The organism is Brooklawnia sp. (genome assembly GCF_049651565.1).
Classification (GTDB): domain Bacteria; phylum Actinomycetota; class Actinomycetes; order Propionibacteriales; family Propionibacteriaceae; genus Brooklawnia.
In genome coordinates this window covers 1-22,114 of sequence record NZ_JBASCI010000215.1, presented here as the reverse complement: position 1 = coordinate 22,114, position 22,114 = coordinate 1, and the positions used below count along the sequence as shown (strand labels likewise).

General features: G+C 68.1%; 18 protein-coding genes, 1 tRNA gene and 1 pseudogene. 10 read left to right on the top strand and 10 right to left on the bottom strand.

Features of this window, described 5'->3' with window-relative positions:
* Positions 1-846: 846 nt before the first annotated feature.
* From WBL05_RS10175 to aceE, 4 genes are all read right to left on the bottom strand, one after another.
* Positions 847-923 (bottom strand) — tRNA-Val (locus tag WBL05_RS10175).
* 156 nt (positions 924-1,079) lie between these two features.
* Complete coding sequence (locus WBL05_RS10170) at positions 1,080-1,556, bottom strand: Hsp20/alpha crystallin family protein (protein WP_424225661.1); 477 nt, start codon at positions 1,554-1,556, stop codon at positions 1,080-1,082.
* Between the two features lie 252 nt (positions 1,557-1,808).
* Positions 1,809-2,237, bottom strand: a complete 429-nt coding sequence (locus WBL05_RS10165) for a DUF3052 domain-containing protein (RefSeq protein WP_424225660.1) — start codon at positions 2,235-2,237, stop codon at positions 1,809-1,811.
* Positions 2,238-2,371: 134 nt separating this feature from the next.
* Positions 2,372-5,122 (bottom strand): pyruvate dehydrogenase (acetyl-transferring), homodimeric type, encoded by a 2,751-nt coding sequence (aceE, locus tag WBL05_RS10160; protein WP_424225658.1) that lies wholly within the window; start codon positions 5,120-5,122, stop codon positions 2,372-2,374.
* 252 nt (positions 5,123-5,374) lie between these two features.
* On the opposite strand from aceE, the gene WBL05_RS10155 reads away from it, so the two are divergent.
* The 8 genes from WBL05_RS10155 (at position 5,375) to WBL05_RS10120 (ending at position 13,625) form a co-directional block, all read left to right on the top strand.
* Complete coding sequence (locus WBL05_RS10155; RefSeq protein ID WP_424225657.1) at positions 5,375-6,448, top strand: sugar kinase; 1,074 nt, start codon at positions 5,375-5,377, stop codon at positions 6,446-6,448.
* 255 nt (positions 6,449-6,703) lie between these two features.
* A complete protein-coding gene (locus WBL05_RS10150) occupies positions 6,704-7,324 on the top strand; it encodes an FMN-dependent NADH-azoreductase (protein WP_424225655.1) in 621 nt (206 codons plus the stop codon).
* Positions 7,325-7,415: 91 nt separating this feature from the next.
* Positions 7,416-8,630 (top strand): PucR family transcriptional regulator, encoded by a 1,215-nt coding sequence (locus WBL05_RS10145; RefSeq protein ID WP_424225653.1) that lies wholly within the window; start codon positions 7,416-7,418, stop codon positions 8,628-8,630.
* 153 nt (positions 8,631-8,783) lie between these two features.
* Entirely contained in the window at positions 8,784-9,719 is a 936-nt protein-coding gene (locus tag WBL05_RS10140; protein ID WP_424225651.1) for an ACP S-malonyltransferase, read from the top strand.
* Positions 9,720-9,724: 5 nt separating this feature from the next.
* Entirely contained in the window at positions 9,725-10,720 is a 996-nt protein-coding gene (locus WBL05_RS10135) for a beta-ketoacyl-ACP synthase III (RefSeq protein ID WP_424225663.1), read from the top strand.
* Positions 10,721-10,777: 57 nt separating this feature from the next.
* Positions 10,778-11,029, top strand: coding sequence for an acyl carrier protein (locus WBL05_RS10130; RefSeq protein ID WP_424225650.1), 252 nt, complete (start codon positions 10,778-10,780; stop codon positions 11,027-11,029).
* A 106-nt stretch (positions 11,030-11,135) separates the two neighbouring features.
* A complete protein-coding gene (locus WBL05_RS10125; protein ID WP_424225648.1) occupies positions 11,136-12,392 on the top strand; it encodes a beta-ketoacyl-[acyl-carrier-protein] synthase family protein in 1,257 nt (418 codons plus the stop codon).
* Between the two features lie 81 nt (positions 12,393-12,473).
* Entirely contained in the window at positions 12,474-13,625 is a 1,152-nt protein-coding gene (locus tag WBL05_RS10120; protein ID WP_424225646.1) for an LCP family protein, read from the top strand.
* A gap of 51 nt (positions 13,626-13,676) precedes the next feature.
* Here the strand turns inward: WBL05_RS10120 and WBL05_RS10115 are convergent, their stop codons facing one another.
* On the bottom strand, positions 13,677-14,177 hold the full coding sequence (locus WBL05_RS10115; RefSeq protein ID WP_424225644.1) for a DUF3145 domain-containing protein: 501 nt from the start codon (positions 14,175-14,177) through the stop codon (positions 13,677-13,679).
* A 731-nt stretch (positions 14,178-14,908) separates the two neighbouring features.
* On the opposite strand from WBL05_RS10115, the gene WBL05_RS10110 reads away from it, so the two are divergent.
* Positions 14,909-16,864, top strand: coding sequence for an alpha/beta hydrolase family protein (locus tag WBL05_RS10110; RefSeq protein WP_424225642.1), 1,956 nt, complete (start codon positions 14,909-14,911; stop codon positions 16,862-16,864).
* Between the two features lie 10 nt (positions 16,865-16,874).
* Here the strand turns inward: WBL05_RS10110 and WBL05_RS10105 are convergent, their stop codons facing one another.
* From WBL05_RS10105 to WBL05_RS10085, 5 genes are read right to left on the bottom strand one after another with little or no spacing between them, the layout of a single operon-like run.
* Entirely contained in the window at positions 16,875-17,609 is a 735-nt protein-coding gene (locus WBL05_RS10105) for a YggS family pyridoxal phosphate-dependent enzyme (protein ID WP_424225641.1), read from the bottom strand.
* Positions 17,606-18,571 (bottom strand): VWA domain-containing protein, encoded by a 966-nt coding sequence (locus tag WBL05_RS10100; protein ID WP_424225639.1) that lies wholly within the window; start codon positions 18,569-18,571, stop codon positions 17,606-17,608. The genes WBL05_RS10105 and WBL05_RS10100 overlap by 4 nt, the downstream gene beginning before the upstream one ends.
* Positions 18,568-19,554, bottom strand: a complete 987-nt coding sequence (locus WBL05_RS10095) for a VWA domain-containing protein (RefSeq protein WP_424225638.1) — start codon at positions 19,552-19,554, stop codon at positions 18,568-18,570. Before WBL05_RS10095 ends, WBL05_RS10100 begins: the two co-directional genes overlap by 4 nt.
* On the bottom strand, positions 19,551-20,624 hold the full coding sequence (locus tag WBL05_RS10090; RefSeq protein WP_424225637.1) for a DUF58 domain-containing protein: 1,074 nt from the start codon (positions 20,622-20,624) through the stop codon (positions 19,551-19,553). Before WBL05_RS10090 ends, WBL05_RS10095 begins: the two co-directional genes overlap by 4 nt.
* A gap of 10 nt (positions 20,625-20,634) precedes the next feature.
* Positions 20,635-21,663, bottom strand: coding sequence for an AAA family ATPase (locus tag WBL05_RS10085; RefSeq protein WP_424225662.1), 1,029 nt, complete (start codon positions 21,661-21,663; stop codon positions 20,635-20,637).
* 262 nt (positions 21,664-21,925) lie between these two features.
* Between WBL05_RS10085 and WBL05_RS10080 the strand changes: the two are divergent.
* Positions 21,926-22,114, top strand: a pseudogene (locus tag WBL05_RS10080) (hypothetical protein); the annotation flags it as partial.

Below are 22,114 nucleotides of genomic sequence, written 5' to 3'. Positions count from 1 at the left end.
CCAAACGGCCCCAACTCAGCCCCGCCGACACGTGGGCACACGACCCCACGCGCCGAACCCAGGCATTTGGCCTAGTCAACCCTTGAAATCAGGTGTTTCGTCTGCCCACCAACTGCGGAACCCGGGTTGAAGCCTCGGCTTGGGTGAGCATCATCAAGCCGTAGCGCCTGGAACTGGACGCTTCCGGGGTCTTGTTGCGAGCGTTGTCGGGCCGTAACGGCTGAGACTGCACGGCCAGCCGGGTAGGGGTTGGGCAGCGGAGTGACATCGTGTGGTGACCGAGAGGGTTGTCAAATCGAGGCCGCAGCGGCGACGATCCAGGCAGCCGAGCAGCGCGGGTATCCGGTTTTGGCACCCTGAAAACCGCTTACATGCGTTCAATGGCCGCGTATGGCGTTCCAGCGTGCCAAAACCGGAACCCCCGACCTGCATCATGTTCCCGGCGCCACCCGAGACCTAGCGTCGGCCCCGTGGGGCTCCGGGCACGGGCTACTTGGCCCGGCGCCCACCGCACGCATGACAGCCGACCCGCGGAACCAAGGGTGAGGGCGGCAGGGTCGTGGACGGGCAGGGGCCAGGTATGGCGGGATCATGCCAAGCAGGTCAACGGCCAGGCGGGGTCATGGCATGGGCGCCGACCCGACTCGACCGACCCGTGCCTGAGCGCGCACTGTGGGGCCCTGACCCCGGATAGCGCACGGCAAACGCACGACAAGCGTGCACTTCCCCTCCCCAATGACCCAATCGTGCCCACACGGGAGGCGCGGCCCCACTCCTTCCACATCTGCTGCGAAAGATTGGTCAGCGAGCACGCTGGATCACTCAAGCGCCACTGGACGTCACAACTGGTGGGCGCAGTCGGACTCGAACCAACGACCTGCTGCTTGTAAGGCAGCTGCTCTAACCAGCTGAGCTATGCGCCCGCGCGGACATCACGTCCGTCACGACGGACCATTCTGGCAGTTCCGAGGGCGTAAACCGAAACTGCCCACCGTCGCTGCGGGCCGTAATTCGTCCTCCCGAAGATGAATCGAGGGCCCCCGCTGTGCGGGGACCCTCGTCATTACCCAGGTCGTGGATCAGAGCTGGGCGCTGTCGTCAGCACTCTCGCTCGGCTGGTCGGTGACCTCGCCGGCAACCGTGCCACCAGCATTGACTTTGACCTTGCGGGGCTTGGCCTCCTCGGCGACCGGGATGGTCAGGGTCAGCACACCGTCGGTGTAGTCGGCCCGGATGTCGTTGAGGCTCAGACCGGCACCGAGAGTCAACTGGCGGGCGTAAGAGCCGTAGCTGCGTTCGCGGCTCACCCAGCGGTTGTTCTCGTCGGTCCTGGTGATCTCCTTCTGCTCACGCTCGGCACGCACGGTTAGGGTGCGGTCATCCACGTCGATGTCGATGCTTTCAGCCTTCACACCGGGCAGGTCAATCTTGACGATGAACTCGTCGTCCTCGCGGTAGAGGTCCATCGGCATGCTGCGGACATCGGTGGCAGCGCTGCGGGTGAGCTGGTTGAACAGGCGATCCATGTCACGGAAGGGGTTGTAAGCGACTGTCATGTGTACTCCTCTCGATTGTCTCGGGGGCGTCCGGCGGGCGCCTCACTTGGTGCAACGGATTACAGCACCAGTATATTCCCAAAGTTGAGCGAGGTCGACTCAACCCCAGTAAAACCGCGTGAATGACCAGCATCAGGGCCGCTTAGGCCTGGCGATGGGGTCATGGCTGGGCAGCGAGCGCGCAGACAGCAGCGCCCGGGCAGCCGGCGGTCAAGTCGGGACCGGCGCGAGTCGGGCGAGCGGTGCGCCGGCTCAGCGCCGGGCAGCCCGCGGCCGGACCACCTTGTAGGCCTGCCAGTCGGGGCTGGCGTCGATGCCGGTGGTGACGACGAGGCCGGCGGTGTTGGCGCCCTCGGTGATGTCGGCTGGATCGACGTACCCGGGTCGGCCGATCTTGGGCGTCAGCAACCAGATCCAGCCGGTGCGGGACAGGTCACGCAGGGCGTCCACCAGGGCATCGGCCACATCGGAATCGTCATCCCGGTGCCACAGCAGGACGACGTCGACTGCCTCAACGGCGTCCTCGACCAGCTCGGCGTCGATGGCGTCCATCACGTCATCGCGCAGTTCCTGGTCAACGTCGTCGTCCCAACCCAGTTCCTGGACCACCATTCCCTCACTGAGTCCGAGCTGATCGATGCCAGCCGGACTGGGACCGGACCCGTTCGGGGAAACCACCATTCCTCCACTTCACCATAAGACGTAGCCGTCGATCGCGGGAACCGCGACGATGTCACCTAGATTGCCAGAACAGACGCGAGTGGCGCGACCCCGCAGGACCGCGCCACTCGCTTCGGCTGTTGTGGCTGCCGCAATCAGGCGTCGCCGCCCACCTCACCGGACTCGCCGGCGTTGACGTCGTCCAGCCGGTACTTCTGGAATGCCTGGCCAACCACCTCGCGGCCAATCTCGCCACGGTCGGCCAGCGCCTGCAGCGTGCGCACCACGATCGACGGGCCGTCGATCTTGAGGTGCCGGCGCGCCGCCTGCCGGGTATCGGAGAAGCCGAAACCATCGGCGCCCAGCGGGTAGTAGTCCATCGGCACGTAGGCGCGGATCTGGTCCTGAACGGCCCGCATGAAGTCGCTCACCGCCACCGCGGGGCCCGGTCGGCCTTGCAGCTTCTGGGTCAGGTATGGCACTCCGGGCTGCTGGTCGGGGTTGGCGAACGCCTCCTCGTCGCAGCGGCGGCCGTCGCGGGCCAGTTCGTTCCAACTGGTCACCGACCACACGTCGGCTGCCACGCCCCAATCGTCGGCCAGCAGCCGCTGCGCCTCGAGCGCCCACGGGACGCCGACGCCGGACGCGAGGATCTGCGCCCGCTTGGCGTCCTCGCCGGCCTGCCCCTCGGAGACAAGGTGGATGCCCTTGACGATGCCCTCCACGTCGACGTTCTCCGGCTCGGCCGGCTGCAACATCGGCTCGTTGTACACCGTCAGGTAGTACGAGACGTCCTCGGGGTCGTCGCCGTACATCCGGCGCAGGCCGTCCTGGACGATGTAGCTGATCTCGTAGCCGTAGGCCGGGTCGTAGGAGATGATCCCCTCGTTCGTGGCGGTCAGCAGGTGCGAGTGGCCGTCCATGTGCTGGGTGCCCTCACCGGTCAGCGTGGTCTTGCCGGCGGTGGCGCCGATGTAGAAGCCACGGGCCAACTGGTCGGCCGCCGCCCAGATCAGGTCGCCGGTGCGCTGGTAACCGAACATCGAGTAGAAGATGTAGATCGGTACCATCGGCTGACCGTGGGTGGCGTAGCTGGTGCCGGCCGCGGTGAAGGCGGCGGTGGCGCCGGCCTCGTTGATCCCGACGTGCATGATCTGGCCGTTGCTGGCCTCCCGGTAGCTGAGCATCAGGTCGTGGTCGACCGGGGTGTACTGCTGACCGTTCGGGTTGTAGATCTTGATCGTCGGGAAGAACGAGTCCATGCCGAAGGTGCGGGCCTCGTCGGGGATGATCGGCACGATGAACGGTGCCAGACCCTTGTCGCGCAGCAGATCCTTGAGCAACCGGACGAACGCCATCGTGGTGGCGACCTTCTGGTTGCCCGAGCCCTTGCGGGACGACTTGTAGACCTTGTCCTCGGGCAGCTTCAGCTTCTGGCCATGGTTGGCCCGCCGCTCGGGGATGAACCCGCCCAGCTCCTTGCGGCGCTCGAGCAGGTACTTGATCGCGGGGCTGTCGGCGCCCGGGTGGTAGTAGGGCGGCTCGTAGGGGTTCTCCTCGAGCACTTCGTCGCTGATCGGGATCCGGCAGCGATCGCGCAGGCCCTTGAGGTCGTCGATGGCCAGCTTCTTCATCTGGTGGGTGGCGTTGCGGCCGGCGAAGTGCGAGCCCAGGAAGTAGCCCTTGATGGTGTGGGCGAGGATGACGGTCGGCGCGCCCGAGAACTCCATGGCGGCCTTGTAGGCGTTGTAGATCTTGGTGTAGTCGAGCCCGCCTCGGCGCAGCGCCCAGATCTGGTCGTCGGTCCAGTCCTCGACCATCTTCGCGGTACGCGGGTCGCGGCCGAAGAAGTGCTCGCGGACGTAGGCGCCGTCGTTGGCCTTGAAGGTCTGGTAGTCACCGTCGCGGGTGGTGTTCATGACGTTGACGAGCGCGCCCTCGATGTCGTTCTCGAGCAGCGGATCCCAGTTGGCGCCCCAGATCACCTTGATAACGTTCCAGCCTGCGCCGCGGAAGAACATCTCCAGTTCCTGGATGATCTTGCCGTTGCCCCGTACCGGGCCGTCCAGGCGCTGCAGGTTGCAGTTGATGACGAAGGTGAGGTTGTCCAGCCCCTCGTTGGCGGCGTGCTGGAGTGCACCGCGGGACTCGACCTCGTCCATCTCGCCGTCGCCGAGGAACGCCCAGACGTGCTGCTGGCTGGTGTCCTTGATACCGCGGTTGTCGAGGTACTTGTTGAACGAGGCCTGGTAGATCGCGTCGATCGGGCCGATACCCATCGACACGGTCGGGAACTCCCAGAAGTCCTCCATCCGCCGCGGGTGCGGGTAGCTGGGCAGGCCCCGCCCACCGGCCGGCCGGCTGTACTCCTGCCGGAAGCCGTCCATGTCGGCCTCGGACAGCCGTCCTTCGAGGAACGCACGGGCATACGGGCCCGGTGAGCTGTGGCCCTGGAAGTAGATCTGGTCGCCGCCGCCGGGGTGGTCCTTGCCGCGCCAGAAGTGCTGCAGGCCCACCTCGTAGAGGGTTGCCGACGACGCATAGCTGGAGATGTGGCCACCCACGCCGATGCCCGGACGCTGCTGGCGGTGCACCTGGATCGCTGAGTTCCAGCGCAGCATGTGGCGGATGTCCTGCTCGAGATCCGGGTCGCCGGGGTAGGCCACCTCGCGAGACTTGGGAATGGTGTTGACGTAGTCGGTCGACACCAGCGAGGGGACACCGACGTGCTGGTCGCGGGCGCGCTCGTTCAGCTTCAACATGACGAACCGCGCCCGGTTGCGTCCCCCTGCCTCAATCAGACCGTCCAGCGATTCCAGCCACTCATTGGTTTCTTCCGGATCGGTGTCGGGAAGGTTGGTCGGGAGGCCGTTGAGGAGCGGGCCTGGTTGCTCGCGAGGGATCACGCTAACGTCCTTTCGGTGATGGCGGTCTCCGGTGAAACGCCGCTGTTGGGTTCAATCTTCCCGCGAACGAGCAGCCTTTGGGACCGTTACCACCCAACCTTGCCCGACCCGACCAAGTTTCACCAGCGATCAATGTCGACAACCGCTCCCGCAAGGGCACCAATTCTGTAGGCTGAACACGCCCGCCCGATGAGGGGCAATCTCGCACGCTCAGCGCGCAACAGGCGAAGACGCTCATGAAAGGCTAATCAGATGAAACTCCGCGAGGACGCCAAGTGGTCGATGGTCATCCCCACCAGCATGGGTATCCGCATCTCCCCGGAGGATGGGCAGCCAGTGCAGGCGTCCAATGTCTTCCGCATGCAGGTCACCTCGGCCGAGAGCAACGTCGGCACCGTCGCCAGCTTCCTGGGTGAGCCGGTGAAGATCCTGACGAACTTCGTCAAGGGCTCCCCGATCGCGATGATGATCAAGTCGAACCTGGCGTCCCGCTTCATGGCGTTCGAGGGCCCGGACGTCGAACAGGGCGGCGCCTGGGGCTACCGTCACCAGTTCAACATCGCTGACTCCGGCTACGGCAATCGCGGCGCCCGGGTGTGGAACGACCGGGCAGGTGAGGTCGGCCTGCTGCTCGACGCCAAGGACTTCGACCTCGACCGGATCCTCGGCGAGGAGGGCGCCAAGATCGTGCACATGTCGGGCCTGATCGCGGCGCTGTCGCCGAACACGCTGCAGTTCTGCCTCGACGTGGCGCACAAGGCCAAGGAGTACGGCGCCGCGGTGAGCTTCGACCTGAACTACCGGGCGTCGTTCTGGAAGGGCCGTAAGCAGGAGCTGCGCGACGGGTTCACCGAGATCGCCCGGCAGTGCAAGATCCTGATCGGCAACGAGGAGGACTTCCAGCTGGCGCTCGGCCTGGAGGGCCCCGAGGCGGGCGGGAAGGACATCGGGGACAAGATCGACGGCTTCAAGGGCATGATCAACACCGCCCACGAGAAGTTCCCCGAGGTCGAGGTCTTCGCCACCACCCTGCGCGAGGTCGTCAACACCAACCACCACATGTGGGGCGCGATCCTGTGGTCCGACGGCGAGTTCTACGTGGCCGAGCCGCGCGACATCGGCGTGCTGGACCGCATCGGTGGCGGTGACTCGACGGTCGGTGGCATCCTCTACGGCCTGATCAAGGGCTGGGAGCCGGAGAAGTGCCTGCAGTTCGGCTGGGCGTCCGGCGCGATGACCACCACCTACCTCACCGACTACTCCATGCCGGCCGACGAGGAGCAGATCTGGGCGATCTGGGAGGGCAACGCACGCATCAAGCGGTGATCGCGCTCGGTTCGGCCGACACGACGGGCGGGTGGGCGTCCAGGACGCTCCCCGCCCGCCGCCGACTTCGGAGGCGCCGGGCTGCCGGTCTCTCGCATCGCCCCGACAGACAGTGCGGAGGATCGCGCAGCGTAGGGTGCGCGATCGTCTGCGTTGCCCCGATGCGGCCGCTTTCCCGACTCCGGTCGGCCGGGCGAACTGCTCACATGGTTGCGTAGGCTCGCAGCAGACCGTCCGTTCGTCCCGGAGGAACAGATGAAGAAGTTGTTGATCGTCCGCGCGCACCCGTTCTCCGCAGAACGCTCGCGGAGCATGCAGATGGCCGACGCCTTCCTTGCCGGGTTCCGCGAGGCTCACCCGGACGACCTGGTCGAGGACATCAACCTGTACTCCCAGTCGGTGCCCGAGATCGACATCGACCTGTTGTCGGGTTGGGAGAAGATCCGCGAGGGTGAGGAGTTCATCCACCTCGGGTCGCTCCAGCAGGCCAAGCTCACGCTGTTCGACAACTACACCATGCAGTTCCAGAGTTCCGACCTGATCGTGGTCGCCAACCCGTTGTGGAACCTGTCGGTACCCACCCGGCTGAAGGCCTGGGTGGACACCGTCTGCCGGTCGGGGGTCACCTTCCGCTACAACAGCGAGGGCCGCGCCGAGGGCCTGGCCGGCGGCCGGAAGGTCATCCACCTACAGGCCAGCGGCGGCCACTTCGGCGGCAAGGACCCGGCCAGCGAATGGCTGCGCACCGTGTTCACCTTCATCGGCTGCGATTTCGAGCAGTACGTGGCCGAGGGCATGGATCACGAACCCGAGCGCGCCGACGAGATCATGAAGAAGGCGCTGGCCGAGGTGCGCCAACTCGGCCGCGATTGCTGATCCCACTTGCGCGGTTGCGCAGTAGGCGCGGGGCGTCGCGTCGTCGATAGAGTGAGCCAACACGGCGAACCGCGAGCAGCCAGGAGACCTGATGGCAACGCAGCCAGGCACCGGGACAGGGCGTGACCTGATCCCGTCCACGCGCACCCGCAAGGCGCTGGTGAAGCGGCTGGCCGCCCAATCCGGGCGGATGAGCACCGCGGTGGTGGCCGAGATGGAGGCCCAGCATCCCTGGTACAACAAGCTGGGCGCAGAGGAACGCTCCTGGGTGACGATGGTGGCCAACAGCGGCATCAAGGGCTTCGTCGAGTGGCTGGCAGACGAGGATGACGCGCAACCGGACCCGGCTGCCATCTTCAACGTCGCGCCGCGGTCACTGACCCGGGCCGTCAGCCTCAACCAGGCAGTCGACCTGATCCGCACCACGGTGGCCGTGGTCGAGACCCAGATCGGCGTCCTGATGCCACGGGCCGACCGCGCCATCCTGCAGACCGCGATCCTGCACTACTCCCGTGAGGTGGCCTTCGCCTCCGCCGAGGTGTACGCGCGGGCCGCTGAGTCGCGGGTCTCGTGGGACGAACGGATGGAGGCCCTGATCGTCGATGCGGTGGTGCGTGGTGGCTCCAACGAGGAGTTGCTCTCGCGCGCGGCGACCCTGGGCTGGCAGAGCCAGTCGTGCGTCGCGGTGGCGGTGGGTGCGGTGCCGGCCGACCATGACTGGACGCAACTGCGCAAGGACGCCGAAGGCCTGGGCCTGACCGCGGTGGCGGCGGTGCACGGGGACCGGCTGGTGGTGGTGGTCTGCCCCACCGATCCGGAGGCGCCGGCCGACCAGAACGCCTCAGTCGGCTGGCTGACCGAGCTCGCGGAACACTTCGGGGCGGGCCCCATCGTCGTCGGCCCGATGGTGGAACGGCTCACCCTGGCGTCCGAATCGGCCCGGGCCGCGATGTCTGGGGCCCGCTCGGCCGGAGCCTGGCCGGAGGGACCCCGGGTGTTGAGCGCCCGCGACCTGCTGCCTGAGCGGGCACTGGCTGGCAACGGAAGTGCCCGGCGCGAGTTGGTCGAACTGGTCTACGCGCCGCTGAAGGAAGCCGGCGGTGACCTGATGGAGACCCTGGTCAGCTTCTTCGACCAGGGCGGATCGGTCGAGGCGAGCGCCCGCGCGCTGTTCGTCCACCCGAACACGGTTCGATACCGGCTCAAGCGCATCGCCGAGGTCACCACCTACTCCCCCACCGATCCCAGGGAGAGCTACGTGCTGCGGCTGGCCATCACGCTTGGACGGCTGCGCGACTCCCACTGACGGGACACCCACCCAGAGCGGTTGAGGTAGCCGTGACACTGCGGATACCCCGGCCGTGCGGGGTGCGTTTGTCAGTTGCCCACAACATCGCCCGGAGGTTTTTCGTGGCCACCTCCCGGGCATCCGACTCCCCGCAACCGGCACCATGAAGGTGTGCTTGTGATTGCCGCGCCCGGTCAGGGCGCCCAGACCCCCGGCTTCCTCGCCGAGTGGCTGCAGATCCAATCCTTCGCAGACCGGATGGTCTGGCTGTCCGCGGTCAGCGGGCTGGACCTGGTCGGTCACGGGACCGAGGCCGATGCTGAGACCATCCGCGACACCGCCATCGCACAGCCGCTGCTGGTCGCCGCCGCGATCGCAGTCGCCCATGAACTCCTCGGCGCCGCGGAGCCCGCCTGCGGCCGGGCCGACCTGGTCGCCGGCCACAGCGTCGGTGAGATTGCCGCTGCGGCCCTGACCGGCGCGCTCAGCGTGGAGTCGGCCATGGTCTTCGTCCGCGAGCGTGGCCAGGGCATGGCCGCCGCCTCCGCGGTGCAGCCCACCGGCATGTCGGCTGTGGTGGCCGGCAAGCCGGACGAGGTGCTGGCCGCGATAGAGGCCGCCGGGCTGGTGCCGGCCAACAACAACGGCTCCGGCCAGATAGTCGCCGCCGGGACGCTGGAGCAGTTGCAGCAGCTCGCCGACAACCCGCCCGCCCGGGCCCGGGTGGTCCCGCTGCAGGTGGCCGGCGCGTTCCACACTTCCCACATGGCCCCGGCGATGGAGCGGCTGGAGGTATTGGCCCGGTCGATGCCGACCGGCACCCCCGCCACCCGGCTGCTGTCGAACAGGGACGGCGAGCAGGTGGCCGACGGCCGGGAGTACCTGTCGCGCATGGTGAGCCAGGTCACCAACCCGGTGCGCTGGGACCTGTGCATGGACACCATGGCCTCGCTCGGCGTCACCGGCCTGCTTGAGCTGGCCCCCGCCGGCACGCTCACCGGGATCGCCAAGCGCAACCTGAAGGGCGTCGACCTTTTCAACCTGAACACCCCTGACCAACTCGACGAAGCGCGCGACTTCTGCGCTCGCCACGCCGACAAGAAATGAGGATGATGACCGCCACGATCAAGGCCTCCCAAGGTGCGCCCTTCTCCCGAATCCTCGCCGTGGGCGGTGAACGAGGCAGCCGGGTGGTCGACAACGCCGAGATGTGCACGATCATCGAGTCCTCAGACGAGTGGATCCAGCAGCGCACCGGCATCGTCGAGCGTCGCTGGGCCAGCGACGACCAGACCCCGCTGTCGATGACCGTGAACGCCAGCCGCAAGGCGATCGAGCGGTCGGGTGTCGACCCGGCGCAGATCGACGCGGTGCTGATCTCGACCGTCTCGCACATGCAGCAGTTCCCGTCGTTGTCGGTCTCGGTCGCCTCCGAGCTGGGCCTGCAGAACCCAGCCGCCACCGACCTGAGCGCTGCTTGCGCCGGCTTCTGCTACGCACTCGGCCTGGCGGACTCGATGATCCGCACCGGATCTGCCAAGCACGTGCTGGTCGCCGGCGTCGAGGTGCTGAGCCGGCAGACCGACTTCACCGACCGCGGCACCGCCTTCCTGTTCGGGGACGGCGCTGGCGCGGTGGTTGTCGGTCCGAGCCAGACCCCCGGCATCGGCCCGGTGGTCTGGGGCTCCGAGACCGACACCGCCGACATCATCTGGACCGAGGACTGGAACGAGGCCCTGGAGTCCGGAACCAAGCCCGTGATCCACATGGAGGGCAACAAGGTCTTCAAGTGGGCCACCACCTTCATCGCCGAGAAGACCGCCGAGGCGCTGGATCTGGCCGGCCTGAAGCCGGAGGACCTCGACGTCTTCATCCCCCACCAGGCCAACAACCGGATCACCGATTCGATGTTGCGCCGGATGAAGCTGCCGGAATCGGTCGTGGTCAGCCGCGACATCCAGCAGATGGGCAACTCGTCGGCGGCTTCCATCCCGATCGCGATGGAGGCGCTGCTCGAAGCAGGGGACGCCAGGTCTGGCGACACCGCCTTGGTCATCGGGTTCGGCGCCGGGCTGGTCTACGCCGGCCAGGTCGTCGTCCTGCCCTGACAGCCCACCAACCACCAACAGCCACCCAAGGCAATACCAAGAGAGAAGGAAACAAACATGGCTACCGCCACCACCGAAGAGATCCGCGCCCAGCTCGCCGACATCGTCAACGACGTGGCCGGTGTAGAGCAGGACGACGTGCTGCTCGAGAAGAGCTTCGTGGACGACCTGGACGTCGACTCGCTGTCGATGGTCGAGATCATCTACGCCTGCGAGGAGGCCTTCAGCGTCTCCATCCCCGACGAGGACGCCAAGGACCTCAAGACCGTGGGCGACGCCGTCGCCTACATCGAGAAGGCCCAGGCCTGATCTACCCACCTCCCCAGGCTCGGCGGCCTGCCGCAACCGACAGGTCGGCAGGCCGTCGAGCCGTCCCGAATCCCAGCATTCCTCACACCACCAGGGAGAACATCCAATGACCGACGTCGTGATCACCGGATTCGGCGCTATCACCCCGCTCGGCGACGACGCCGCGTCCACTTGGCAGGCCCTGCTTGACGGACGCAGCGGCGTCCGCCACATCGACGCCGACTGGGCCTCGGAACTGCCCGTGCAGATCGCCGGGTCGGTGGAAACCGACCTGACCCGCTGGGTGCCCCGGGTGGAGGCGCGGCGGATGGACCGGGTCAGCCAACTGGCCATCGTCGCCGCCCGCGAGGCCTGGTCCGATGCCGGCTTCGGGTTCGGCGAGGACAACCTCACCGAACCTGAACGCCTCGGCGTCTCGGTCGGCACCGGCATCGGCGGGCTGGTGACCACCCTCGACCAGTGGGATGTGCAGAAGGAGAAGGGCACCCGCCGGGTCAGCCCGTTCACCGTTCCGATGCTGATGGCCAACGCCCCCGCCGCCCACGTCGGCCTGCTTGTCAACGCCAAGGCCGGCGTCCATGCCCCGGTCTCGGCGTGCGCCTCGTCCAACGAGGCGATCGCGCTCGGCGCAAACATGCTGCGCCTCGGCGAGGCCGACCAGGTGCTAGTCGGCGGTTCGGAATCGGTCATCCACGCCATGCCGATCGCTGCGTTCTCGCAGATGCAGGCGCTCAGCCGCCGCAACGACGAGCCGGAACGGGCCTCGCGTCCGTGGGACGTCGACCGCGACGGCTTCGTGATCGGCGAGGGCGCGGTCATGATGGTGCTCGAAACCCTGCAGTCCGCCCGGGCCCGCGGCGCGAAGATCTACGGCACGCTCGCCGGCTCCGGCATCAGCGCCGACTCGCACGACCTGGTGCAGCCCGAGCCCTCCGGCGCGGGACAGTTGTCGGCGATGGTCAAGGCCATGCGCCATGCAGGCCTGCAGTCGTCCGACATCAAGCACATCAACGCCCACGGCACCTCAACCCCGCAAGGTGATGTCACCGAGGCCAGGTCGATCCGCACCGCGCTGGACTCGGCCGCCGACGAGGCGATCGTCACCAGCACCAAGTCGATGACCGGACACCTGCTCGGTGGGGCCGGCGCGCTGGAGACCTTCGCCACCGTGATGGCGCTGCGCGACCGCATCGTGCCGCCGACCATCAACCTGGACAACGAGGAGCCAGACCTGGGCATCGACATCGCCGCCAACCGGACCCGCCAGCTGCCGGACGGCCCGCTGGCCGCGCTGAACAACTCATTCGGTTTCGGTGGCCACAACGTGGCGATCGCGCTGACCAACCAGCACGTCACCGGCTGATAGCAGGCCCCGACCAGGCATCGGGACTCGTCAGCACCGGCCTTATACTTGGCCGGACTTGTCCAGGATCAGGGGACCCAGATGGCAGAAGATCAACCAGCCGAAATGCCGCCACGCCGCTCCGCCGACGTGCCCGGACCGGGCGCCGACGGAGCGGCTGGCGTCTTCGGCACCGCCCGCGCAGCCGAACCCGGCGACACCGAGGCGGACGACTATGTACTGCCCGAGCAGCAAGAGGCCCCGGACGCCGCCAAGCGGCGCCGCAAGCGCAACCGGGTGGCCTTCGGTGTGGTCGCCGGGGTGCTGGCGATCCTGCTGCTGGGCCTCGCCGCGATCATCGGCTTCTACGCCAAGTCGGCGAACGACGCGATGAACAACATGCAGCGCCAGCCGATGCTGCCCCAGGGCGAGCGCCCGCCCGAACCCACTGCTGAGGACGGCAAGCAGGCGCCAGTCAACATCCTGATCATGGGCACCGACTCCCGCGGCGCCGGCGACCAGGGCCGCTCGGACGTGCTGATGATGGCGCACGTCAGTGGTGACCGGAAGACCGTCTACCTGATCTCGTTCCCGCGTGACCTGTGGGTGAACGTCCCGGGCCATGGCATGGCCAAGATCAACGCCGCTTACGCGTGGGGCGGCATGCCGCTCACCGTGCAGACCGTCGAGGAGTTGACCGGCGCGCACGTCAGCCATTCATCGATCGTCAACTTCGAGGGCTTCGTCCAGGTGGTGGACGCGATCGGCGGCGTCACCGTTTACAACCACGCCGCGTCACCGAACTTCCCGGCCGGTTACATCGAACTGGATGGGCAGTCGGCGTTGGCATTCAGCCGGGAGCGCTACACCCTGCCGAATGGCGACCTGGACCGTGCCCGCCGGCAGCGCGAGGTGGTGATGGCGGTGACGCGGCAGATGCTGACCCCGGAGGTGTTGGCCGACCCGGGCAGGTTCAACGAGGCAGTCAACACCCTGGCGCCCTACTTCACCGTTGACGAGGAGTTCACCAAGGCCGAGATGACCGGGCTGGCGCTGTCGATGCGGGTCACCAGCGGTGACTCGTTGCGCCAACTGCAGGCCCCGATCCTGGGCTTTGGCACCTCCGCCGATGGACAGTCGATCGACCTGGTCGACGAGGAGTTCATGGCCGAGCTCGGCACGGCGCTGCAGGACGACGAGATGGCCGCCTACTGGGACAAGCACCGGGACGACCCGCCGGTCCGCAACCCCTGACCGCCCGGCGCGCCACCCGGCATTACACCCGACAGCCCTGGGTTCACCAGCTCAGCCGACCCGGTGCAGCCAGCGCACCGGGGTGTCCTCACCGGCGAAGCGGAAGACCTCCAGTTCGGCGTCCCACGGCTCACCCAGCAGCTCTGCCAGGGCCTCCGGCAGGGTGATGCCGCTGGCCTGTGCGGTGTTCATCGCGGTGCGCAGCCGGTGCTCGCTGACCTGGATGTCGCCGTGCGGGCCGGTGGTGGCGTGGAAGATCCCGAGTTCCGGGGTGAAAGCGTAGCGCTGGCCCTGGTCGGCTGCGCTGGCGTCCTCGGTCACCTCGAAGCGCACTCGCTGGCAACTGCGCAATGCGCTGGCCAGCGGCGCCGACGTGCCGGCCGGTCCCACCCAGGAGTACTCTGCGCGCAGCGTGCCACGTTCGGCGGGCTGTTGGCTCCAGGCAAGGTGCACCGGGGTGCCGAGCACCGCACCCATTCCCCATTCGATGTGCGGGCACAGCGCTGCTGGCGTCGAGTGCACAAAGACGACTCCACGCGACATGGTTCCCATCTCGGCTCCTCTCGCTCCAGGTGTGCCTTCCCCTGCAACCGGGTGCGATCTGCCGGACGGGCCTGTTCGGTTCTGCCTGTGATTGTGCCCCATGTGGCCGGGTTCTGCCAGCTCCAGCGCCCTCATCGGTCGAAAGTACCGCTGTAGGCGCGATTAGGATGGTAGGGAACTCCTGCCGCCGAAGCCTGGCCGAACCGCTGCTGGGCCTCGGTCGGAGTGCCGCATTGATGAAGCTCAGTTTTCCGGCGTCGGCGCAACGGGGTGACAACTCGCTGCAGAGCCTGGCTGAATCGGGAAGAACTAGAGTCACCAGGTGCATCCAGCGCGGCCGACAGGTCGTACGGTAAATGAAGATGCCATCCACCCCGTCGATCCGGACGATCTCCTCGATATTCTCCAGGCAACCCCGGGTCTCGCACTGGGGCACGATCATGGTCTGGCGATTGGCCACCCCGAACAACTGCTGCACCGCTGTGGAAGAACGTACCCAAGTCCCTGTGCCCAGCTCTGGCCTTCTGTTTGGCAGGGTCCTGCATTGTGAGTCCTTCCCAGTTCCACGACGTCTTCTTTGGCGTTGACTTGGTCGGTTATTCCGATAGCTGTTCGGTGATACCGACCCACGCGGCTCCGCGGAAGCCCTCAAGACACAGCGCTCGAGTCGTAGACCGCCGGAATCGGCGAGAGCAGGACGCCCGGCAGGCCGGCCACCGCGCATCGGCTACCTTCGACCCATGAACAGCGAGCAGACCCGGATCGCTCCCTACGGCTCCTGGGACTCCCCGATCGGGATCAATGAGGTGGTCTCAGCAGGCGCGTCCATGTCGGACCTGATCGGTGACGGCGCCGACCTGTGGTGGCTGGAGACGCGTCCCGAACAGGACAGCCGGACCACCGTGATGCGGCTGCAGGACGGCCAGGTCAGCGAGGTAACGCCCGGCCCGGTGAACGTCCGAAGCCGCGTCAACGAGTACGGCGGCGGGGCTTCCCACGTCCGGGATGGGGTGCTTGCCTACTGTGACGACGCCGACCGGACGGTGAAGCTGCGCAGCCCGGACGGCACCACCCGCATCCTCACCTCCGGCGACCCGCGGGTGCGCTACGGCGACCTGCGCGTCCACCCCAAGGTGCCGATGGTGTTGGCGGTGCGCGAGGACCACCGGGTGGCCGGTGAACCGGAAACCACCCTGGTGGCACTGGGCTGGCCGCGCGGTGATGAGCCGGGCAGCGAGGTGGTGCTGCGGCGCGGCGCTGACTTCTACGCAAACCCGGCGCTCAGCGACGACGGGCGGCTGGCCTGGCTGGAGTGGCGGCACCCGGCCATGCCCTGGGACTCCACGCTGCTGAAGGTCGCACGGTTCCACCCGGTGGATTGGCGCCTCGAGGACGCTCAAATGGTGGCCGGGCGGGCCGGCGAGGGATTCGATGGCGTCGCTGTGCACCACCCCCGCTGGACCGCCGACGGCGCCCTGGTCTTCACCTCCGACGCCAGCGGCTACTTCCAGCTCTGCCAGTGGGACGGCCAGCAGGTGCGGGCGCTGCACTCCGACCAGGCCGACTTCGACCTGCCGATGTTCGTGCTCGGCAACCACGCGCACGCCGACGTCAGCGGCGAGGAGATCCTGTCGTGGCGCCTCGACGAGGGGCTGTGCCGGCTGGCCTTGGTGTCGAGGGTCGGAGCGCCCACCCGTCGGCTGGCCGGGGTGGCGGCCGTCGATTCGGTGGCCACGGCGCTCGGAGTCGGTTACGCGATCGTCGACCGGCCCATCGATCACCGCGCCCTGGTGCGGCTGGCACCGGACGGGACGCTGGAGGTGCTGCGGAGCCTGGGAGAGTCTCCCGACCGGAACGTCAGCTCGGTAGCCAGGTCGCTGGTCTTCCAGGGCCGCCACGGGCCGGTGCAGGCCTGGTACTACCCGCCGACCAACGCGGCCTTCCGGGCGCCCAGCGGAACCCGGCCGCCGGCGGTGCTACGGGTGCACGGTGGTCCGACGGCGATGGCGACCAACGCCTACAACGCCACCGTGCAGTTCTGGACCTCACGCGGGATCGCGGTGCTCGACGTCAACTACTCCGGGTCGGCCGGATTCGGCCGGCGCTGGCGCGACCGGCTGCGCGGGCTGTGGGGGGTAGCCGACGTGGACGACTGCCTCGACGCCGCCGAGGCGGCCATCGACGCCGGGCTCGCCGACCCGGGCCGGTTCGCGATCGCCGGTGGCAGTGCGGGCGGTTTCACCGCCCTGCGGGCGTTGACCACGTCCAACCGGTTCGGCGCCGGCGTCAGCCGCTACGGCGTGGTCGACCTGACCGCGCTGCTGGACACCCACAAGTTCGAGTCGCACTACCTGGACTCGCTCGTCGGCCGCTACCCGGCCGAGCAGCAGCTGTACCGGCAGCGCTCCCCCATCAACAACCTTGACCGGCTGAACTGCCCCATCCTGGTGCTGCAGGGTGCCGAGGACGCGGTGGTGCCGATGGCGCAGTCGACGGCGCTGGCCGACGCCGTGCGGGCGCGCGGGCTGCCGGTGGCGCTGCTGGTCTTCGATGGCGAGGGGCACGGCTTCCGCAAGGCGCAGACCCGGGCGGACGCGCTGGCCGCGGAGTTCAGCTTTCTCGCCCAGGTCTTCGGCTTCACCCCGGCCGACGACCTGCCAGCACTCACAGTGGAGAACCTGGCGCCGCAGACCTGAAACCCGATGGTCAGGCAGGCTTGACCGGGGGCCGGGCGCCGAAGATGGCGGTGCCGACCCGCACGCAAGTCGCGCCGTGCTCGATCGCCAGTTCGAAGTCACCGGACATGCCCATCGACAGCTCCGGCCAGTCGGATCCGGCAACCTGGTCGTCCCGCAACCGGTCACGCAGCTCGCGCAGTGCCCGGAAGCAGCCGGCCACCTGCTCGGCATCGGAGCTGAGCACGGCAACCGTCATCAGGCCGCGCATCTTCAACGAGTCGAATGCCGCCAGTTCGGCTGCGAACCCTGGCACGTCCTGCGGTGCCAGGCCATGCTTGGTCGGCTCACCGGAGGTGTTCACCTCGACCAGCACATCCAGGCTGCGCCCCAGTGCCTGCAGCCGCCGGTCCAGGTTGGCGGCCAGCTTCAGCGAATCGAGGGCCTGGAACTCCACCGCCCACTGCACCGCGCGGCCGGCCTTGTTCGACTGCAGTGGACCGATCAGCGCGAACTCGATCCCCAGTGCGGGGTCGAGTAGCTCGGCCTTGGCCACCAGCTCCTGCACCCGGTTCTCGCCGAACCGGCTGATGCCGGCGGCGTGGGCAGCCAGCAGCGCCTGGGGCGGATGGGTCTTGCTGACCGGCAGCAGGCGCACCTCGCGCGGGTCACGTCCGACCCGTTGGCAGGCAGCCGCGATCCGGCCGCGTACGGCGTCCAGGTTGGCGCCGATCCGGGCTACCTGCTGTGGCTCCAACTCGTTCATGGCCACCTCGCTGCCAGTGAGATGACGCCCGACCCGGCAAGGACGCTGAGCAGCAGTGCATACAGGGCGAACCGGTCGGTCACCTCAACCTCCATCTCGTCGTAGCCCACCGACCGGGCCAACGTCTCGTAGATGCCGCGCAGGTCGCTGACCGTCTCGGCGGCGTACTTCTTGCCACCGGATATCTGCGCCACCCGCGCCAGTTCGGCGTGGTTGACCGGCACCGGGACGCGCACGCCCTCCTCGTAGACGTAACCACCGGGGGTGCCGTAGGCGATGGTGTACACCGGCACGCCCTGTTCCTTGGCGGCCTGGGCGGCGGTGGCGGAGTCGCGGCCGATGTTGGTGTAGCCATCGGACAGCACGATGATCGCGCCGGGCGCCGGCTCGTCGGGGTTGTCCGGGTCGGGCGGGGCCAGCAGCAGCGAGTCGAGCGAGGTGAAGATGCCCTCGCCGATGGCCGTTGCCGGGGCCAGTTCGAGGGAGTCGATGGCCCGCTTCACCGCACCCCGGTCGAGGGTGGGCGCGGACATGATGGCCGCCGTCCCCGAGAAGGTCACCAGGGACACGTTGAACGTCGCCGGCAGCAGGTCGACGAACTCCTTGGCCGCCTCCTGTGCGGCCTCGATCCGGCTCGGCGCCACGTCCTGGGCGCGCATGGAGCGGGACACGTCGATGGTCACCACGACGGTGGCCCGCTCCCGCGGCACCGGGACCAACGCGGTCGGCTGGGCGTAGGCCACCACCAGCGAGGTCATCGCCAGCAGCGACGCCGCAACCGACACGTGCCGCTTGATCGGCGAGTCGCGCGGGATGACCAGATCGAGCCGGGTGCGGCTGCGGCGTCCACCGCTGCGCAGCCGGGCCGCCAGTACCAGGTAGAGCACGCCGACACCGACCACGATCAACAGCAACCACAACCGACTGGGCTGCAGGAACGACAGCATCGGGATCATCGTCACGGCCACCTCGCAGCCATCGATACCGCTCCCAGCGAGGCGACGAAGGCGAAGGCCAGCGCGTACAGCGCCCACTGCGCGGTGACCTCCTTCTTCACGTCCTCATACCCGACCTCGGTGCGCATCTGCTGGTACACGTCGTTGAGTTGGTCGGCCGACTTGGCGTCCATTGCGCGGCCGCCGGTGACGTCGGCGATCTCGCGCAACAAGGCGACGTCCGGGGCGACGTTGTTGCGGGCGCCGTCGACGTCCACGTACCCGTTCATGGTGCCGAAGGCGATGGTGTGGATCGGGATCTCGGCCTGCCGGGCCTCCTGGGCGGCGGTGATCGGGGCGGTCTGGCCGCCGGTGTTCTGGCCGTCCGACAACAACACGACCATCGCGGGGGCCGGCTCGGCGTCCTGCTCACCGGGCGCCATCGCGACTGCGCCCATGCTGGCCATGATGGCGTCCCCGATTGCAGTGCCCTCCTGCATGGCCATTTGGTCGATCACCCGGTTGATCATGCCGCGGTCGGTGGTCGGCGGTGCCAGCACGCTGCTGGACGCCGAGAGCCCGACCAGGGCGACGTTGAAGCTGGCCGGCAGTTGCGCGACGAAGTCCTTGGCGGCCTGCTTGGAGGCGTCCATCCGGGTGGGTTCGACGTCGGTCGCCTGCATCGACAACGACCGGTCGAGCACCACCACGACGGTGGCCCGCTCCCGCGGCACCCGTTCGGTGCCGGCCGGTCGCGCCCAGGCACCGGTGATCGCCACCAGGGAGCACAAAGCCATCGCCACCGAGACGTGCCGACGCCAGTGAGACTGCCTTGGCAGCACCGCACCGACGATGGCCGTCTGGGTGTAGCGCATGCCACGGTTGCGCTTCAACTGCAACAGCAGAATGTACAGAATGATCAGGACCGGCAGGATCAGCAGCGCCCACAGACGCTCGGGATTGAAGAACTCCACGCCGAGGAAGGTGCCGGTGGGCTCGGTCGGGTTCACTTGCTCACCCCTTGCGGCGGGGTGTGCAGCACTGCGGCGGTGCGCCGGTAGGTCAACACGAAGCGGGCGATGTCGGCGACCCAGTCGCGGTCGGTGCGCAGCCTGATGTGGCCGACGCCGGCCCGGCGCATCGCGACGGCGATCCGGTTGCGCTGCGCCTGTGAGGCACCGTCGATCATTTTGCGCGCCCGGGGGTCGGAGGTGTTCACGTACCGGGCGAAGTCGGTCTCCGGATCGCGGATCAGCAATTCGCCGACGTCGGGGAACTCGACCTCGCCGGCGTCCACCACCTCGACGCACAGCACCTGGTTGCGTACCGCCAGCCGCCGCAGCGGCCGTTCCCACTCTGGCGGCGAGTTGGGGTCGAGGACTTCGTCCCCGGGCATCAGGAAGTCGGAGACCACCAGCCGCATACCGCGGCGGCGCTGCGTCCTGATCAAGGCCTCGATGCCCTCCGCCAGCCCGACGGTGGCGGCCTGGTTGTCCTTCTCGATCGGGTCGTCGAGCAACCGGCCGAGCAGCCCGTACAGCGCCTGGCGTCCCGACCGGGCCGGGAACCGGCGAACCGAGTCGGAGTGCATCACCAGGCCGCCGAACCGGTCACCCATCTTCTGGCTGATGAACCCCAGGGTGGCGATCGCGGCGATGCCCAGGTCGCGCTTGGTGACCCCGGCAGTTCCCCAGTTCATCGAGGGGGTGGCGTCCAGCAATGCCCAGACCTCCAGCTCGCGGTCGGCCATGGTGTCGCGCACGTGCGGGATGGTGGTGCGGGCGGTGACCGCCCAGTCCATCCGCCGCACGTCGTCCTCGCCGGGCACGTAGACCCGGGCATCGTTGAGGTCGGTGCCGGGGCCGGGTAGCAGGCCGAGGTGGTCGCCCTGCAGGAAGCCCTCCAGCCGTCGCACCACGGTCAGTTCAAGCCGCCGCAACGCGGCCTCCGGGGCCAGCCGGTTCAGCGGGATGGTCGGGCCGGTGGGTTCGTGCAGGACGCTCTCGGCGGCGCCCACGTCGCGGCGTCCGTTCGCCAGGGTGGTACCGGATGGTGGGGGCGCGAAGTCAGGTGCGCTCATCGCTCACCGATCAGGAGTAGTTGGGCTGGTGCCGGTGCTGGGTGTGCCGGGCGGCGCGCTGTTCGCGGTTCCACACCGGAGTGGGGGCCGGCACCATCGCCAGGATGCGCTCGACCACCTGCAGTGCGCTGATGTTGTCGGCGATGGCATCGAAGGTCAGCACCAGGCGGTGGGCCATGACGTCCTTTGCGACGGTCTGGACGTCGGTCGGCAGCACGTAATCGCGGCCGTGGATCAGGGCGACCGCGCGCGCGGCTGCGGTCAGGCCCAGGGTGGCGCGCGAGGAGTTGCCGATCTGGATGACCCGGGTCAGGTCGGGCATGTTGAACTCGGCGGGGTTTCGGGTGGCCAGCACCAGCCGCACGATGTACTCGGCGACCAGGTTGTGCACGAAGACGTGCGAGGTCAGGTCCTGCAACTGGAGGGTGAGTTCGGGGTTCAGCACCGGCTGCGGGGTGGGCGGGGTGACCGACATCCGCCGCAGGATCTCGAACTCCTCGTTGCCCTTCGGGTAGGGCACGTCGACCTTCAGCAGGAAGCGGTCCCGCTGGGCCTCGGGCAGCGGGTAGACACCCTCGGACTCGATCGGGTTCTGGGTGGCGATGACGATGAACGGCTTCTTCATCGGGAAGGTTGTGCCGGCGATCGAAACCTGCTTTTCGGCCATCAGTTCGAGCATCGCCGACTGCACTTTCGCGGGTGCGCGGTTGATCTCATCGGCCAGCACGAAGTTGGTGAAGACCGGGCCAAGCTCAATGTCGAAGGCCTCCTTGGACGCCTGGTAGACCCGGGTGCCGATGATGTCGGACGGCACCAGGTCGGGGGTGAACTGGACCCGGGCGAACGAGCCGCCGACCACCGTGGCGAAGGTGCGTACCGCCAGCGTCTTCGCGGTTCCGGGGACGCCTTCGAGCAGGATGTGGCCCTTCGCCAGCAGGCCGACCATCAGCTGCTCCACCATGTGCTCCTGACCGACGATCACCCGCTGCACCTGGGCGATCGACTCGCCCAGCACCTCGGCCGCGGCCTGGATCGACATGGGACGCGGGCTGTCTGGCGTGTTGGTCACTCGATACTCCTGTGGCTGGCCTGCCTGATCTCCAGAATCGGAGCGTCCCTGCCACGATACCCTGCCCGTCCGACAGCCCTATCGGGACAATTGGCCAACGCCGCCGCGGTGCGGCGACGCTGGCAGGTGCGGCGTGTCGACCCGTTTCGGCTGGTGTGGTGAGATGGAGGCGATGTCAGAGCAACCGGGCCAAAGCCAGTCACCGCCCCTGCCGTCGGGCGGTGGGCCGGCCGTGCCTGAAGCGCCGGTACCGGCCGGTGGGGACGGGTCCATCACGACGATCAGCCATCCGGAGCCCTATCCCCTGCTGGTCAGCGACCCGCCTCGCATTGGCGACTTCTGGCTGGACGCCCGGCTCAGCGCCCGCGAGGCCGGCGTGGTCTTCGTCGCGCACGCCGACGACGAGCCGGCGGTGATGGTG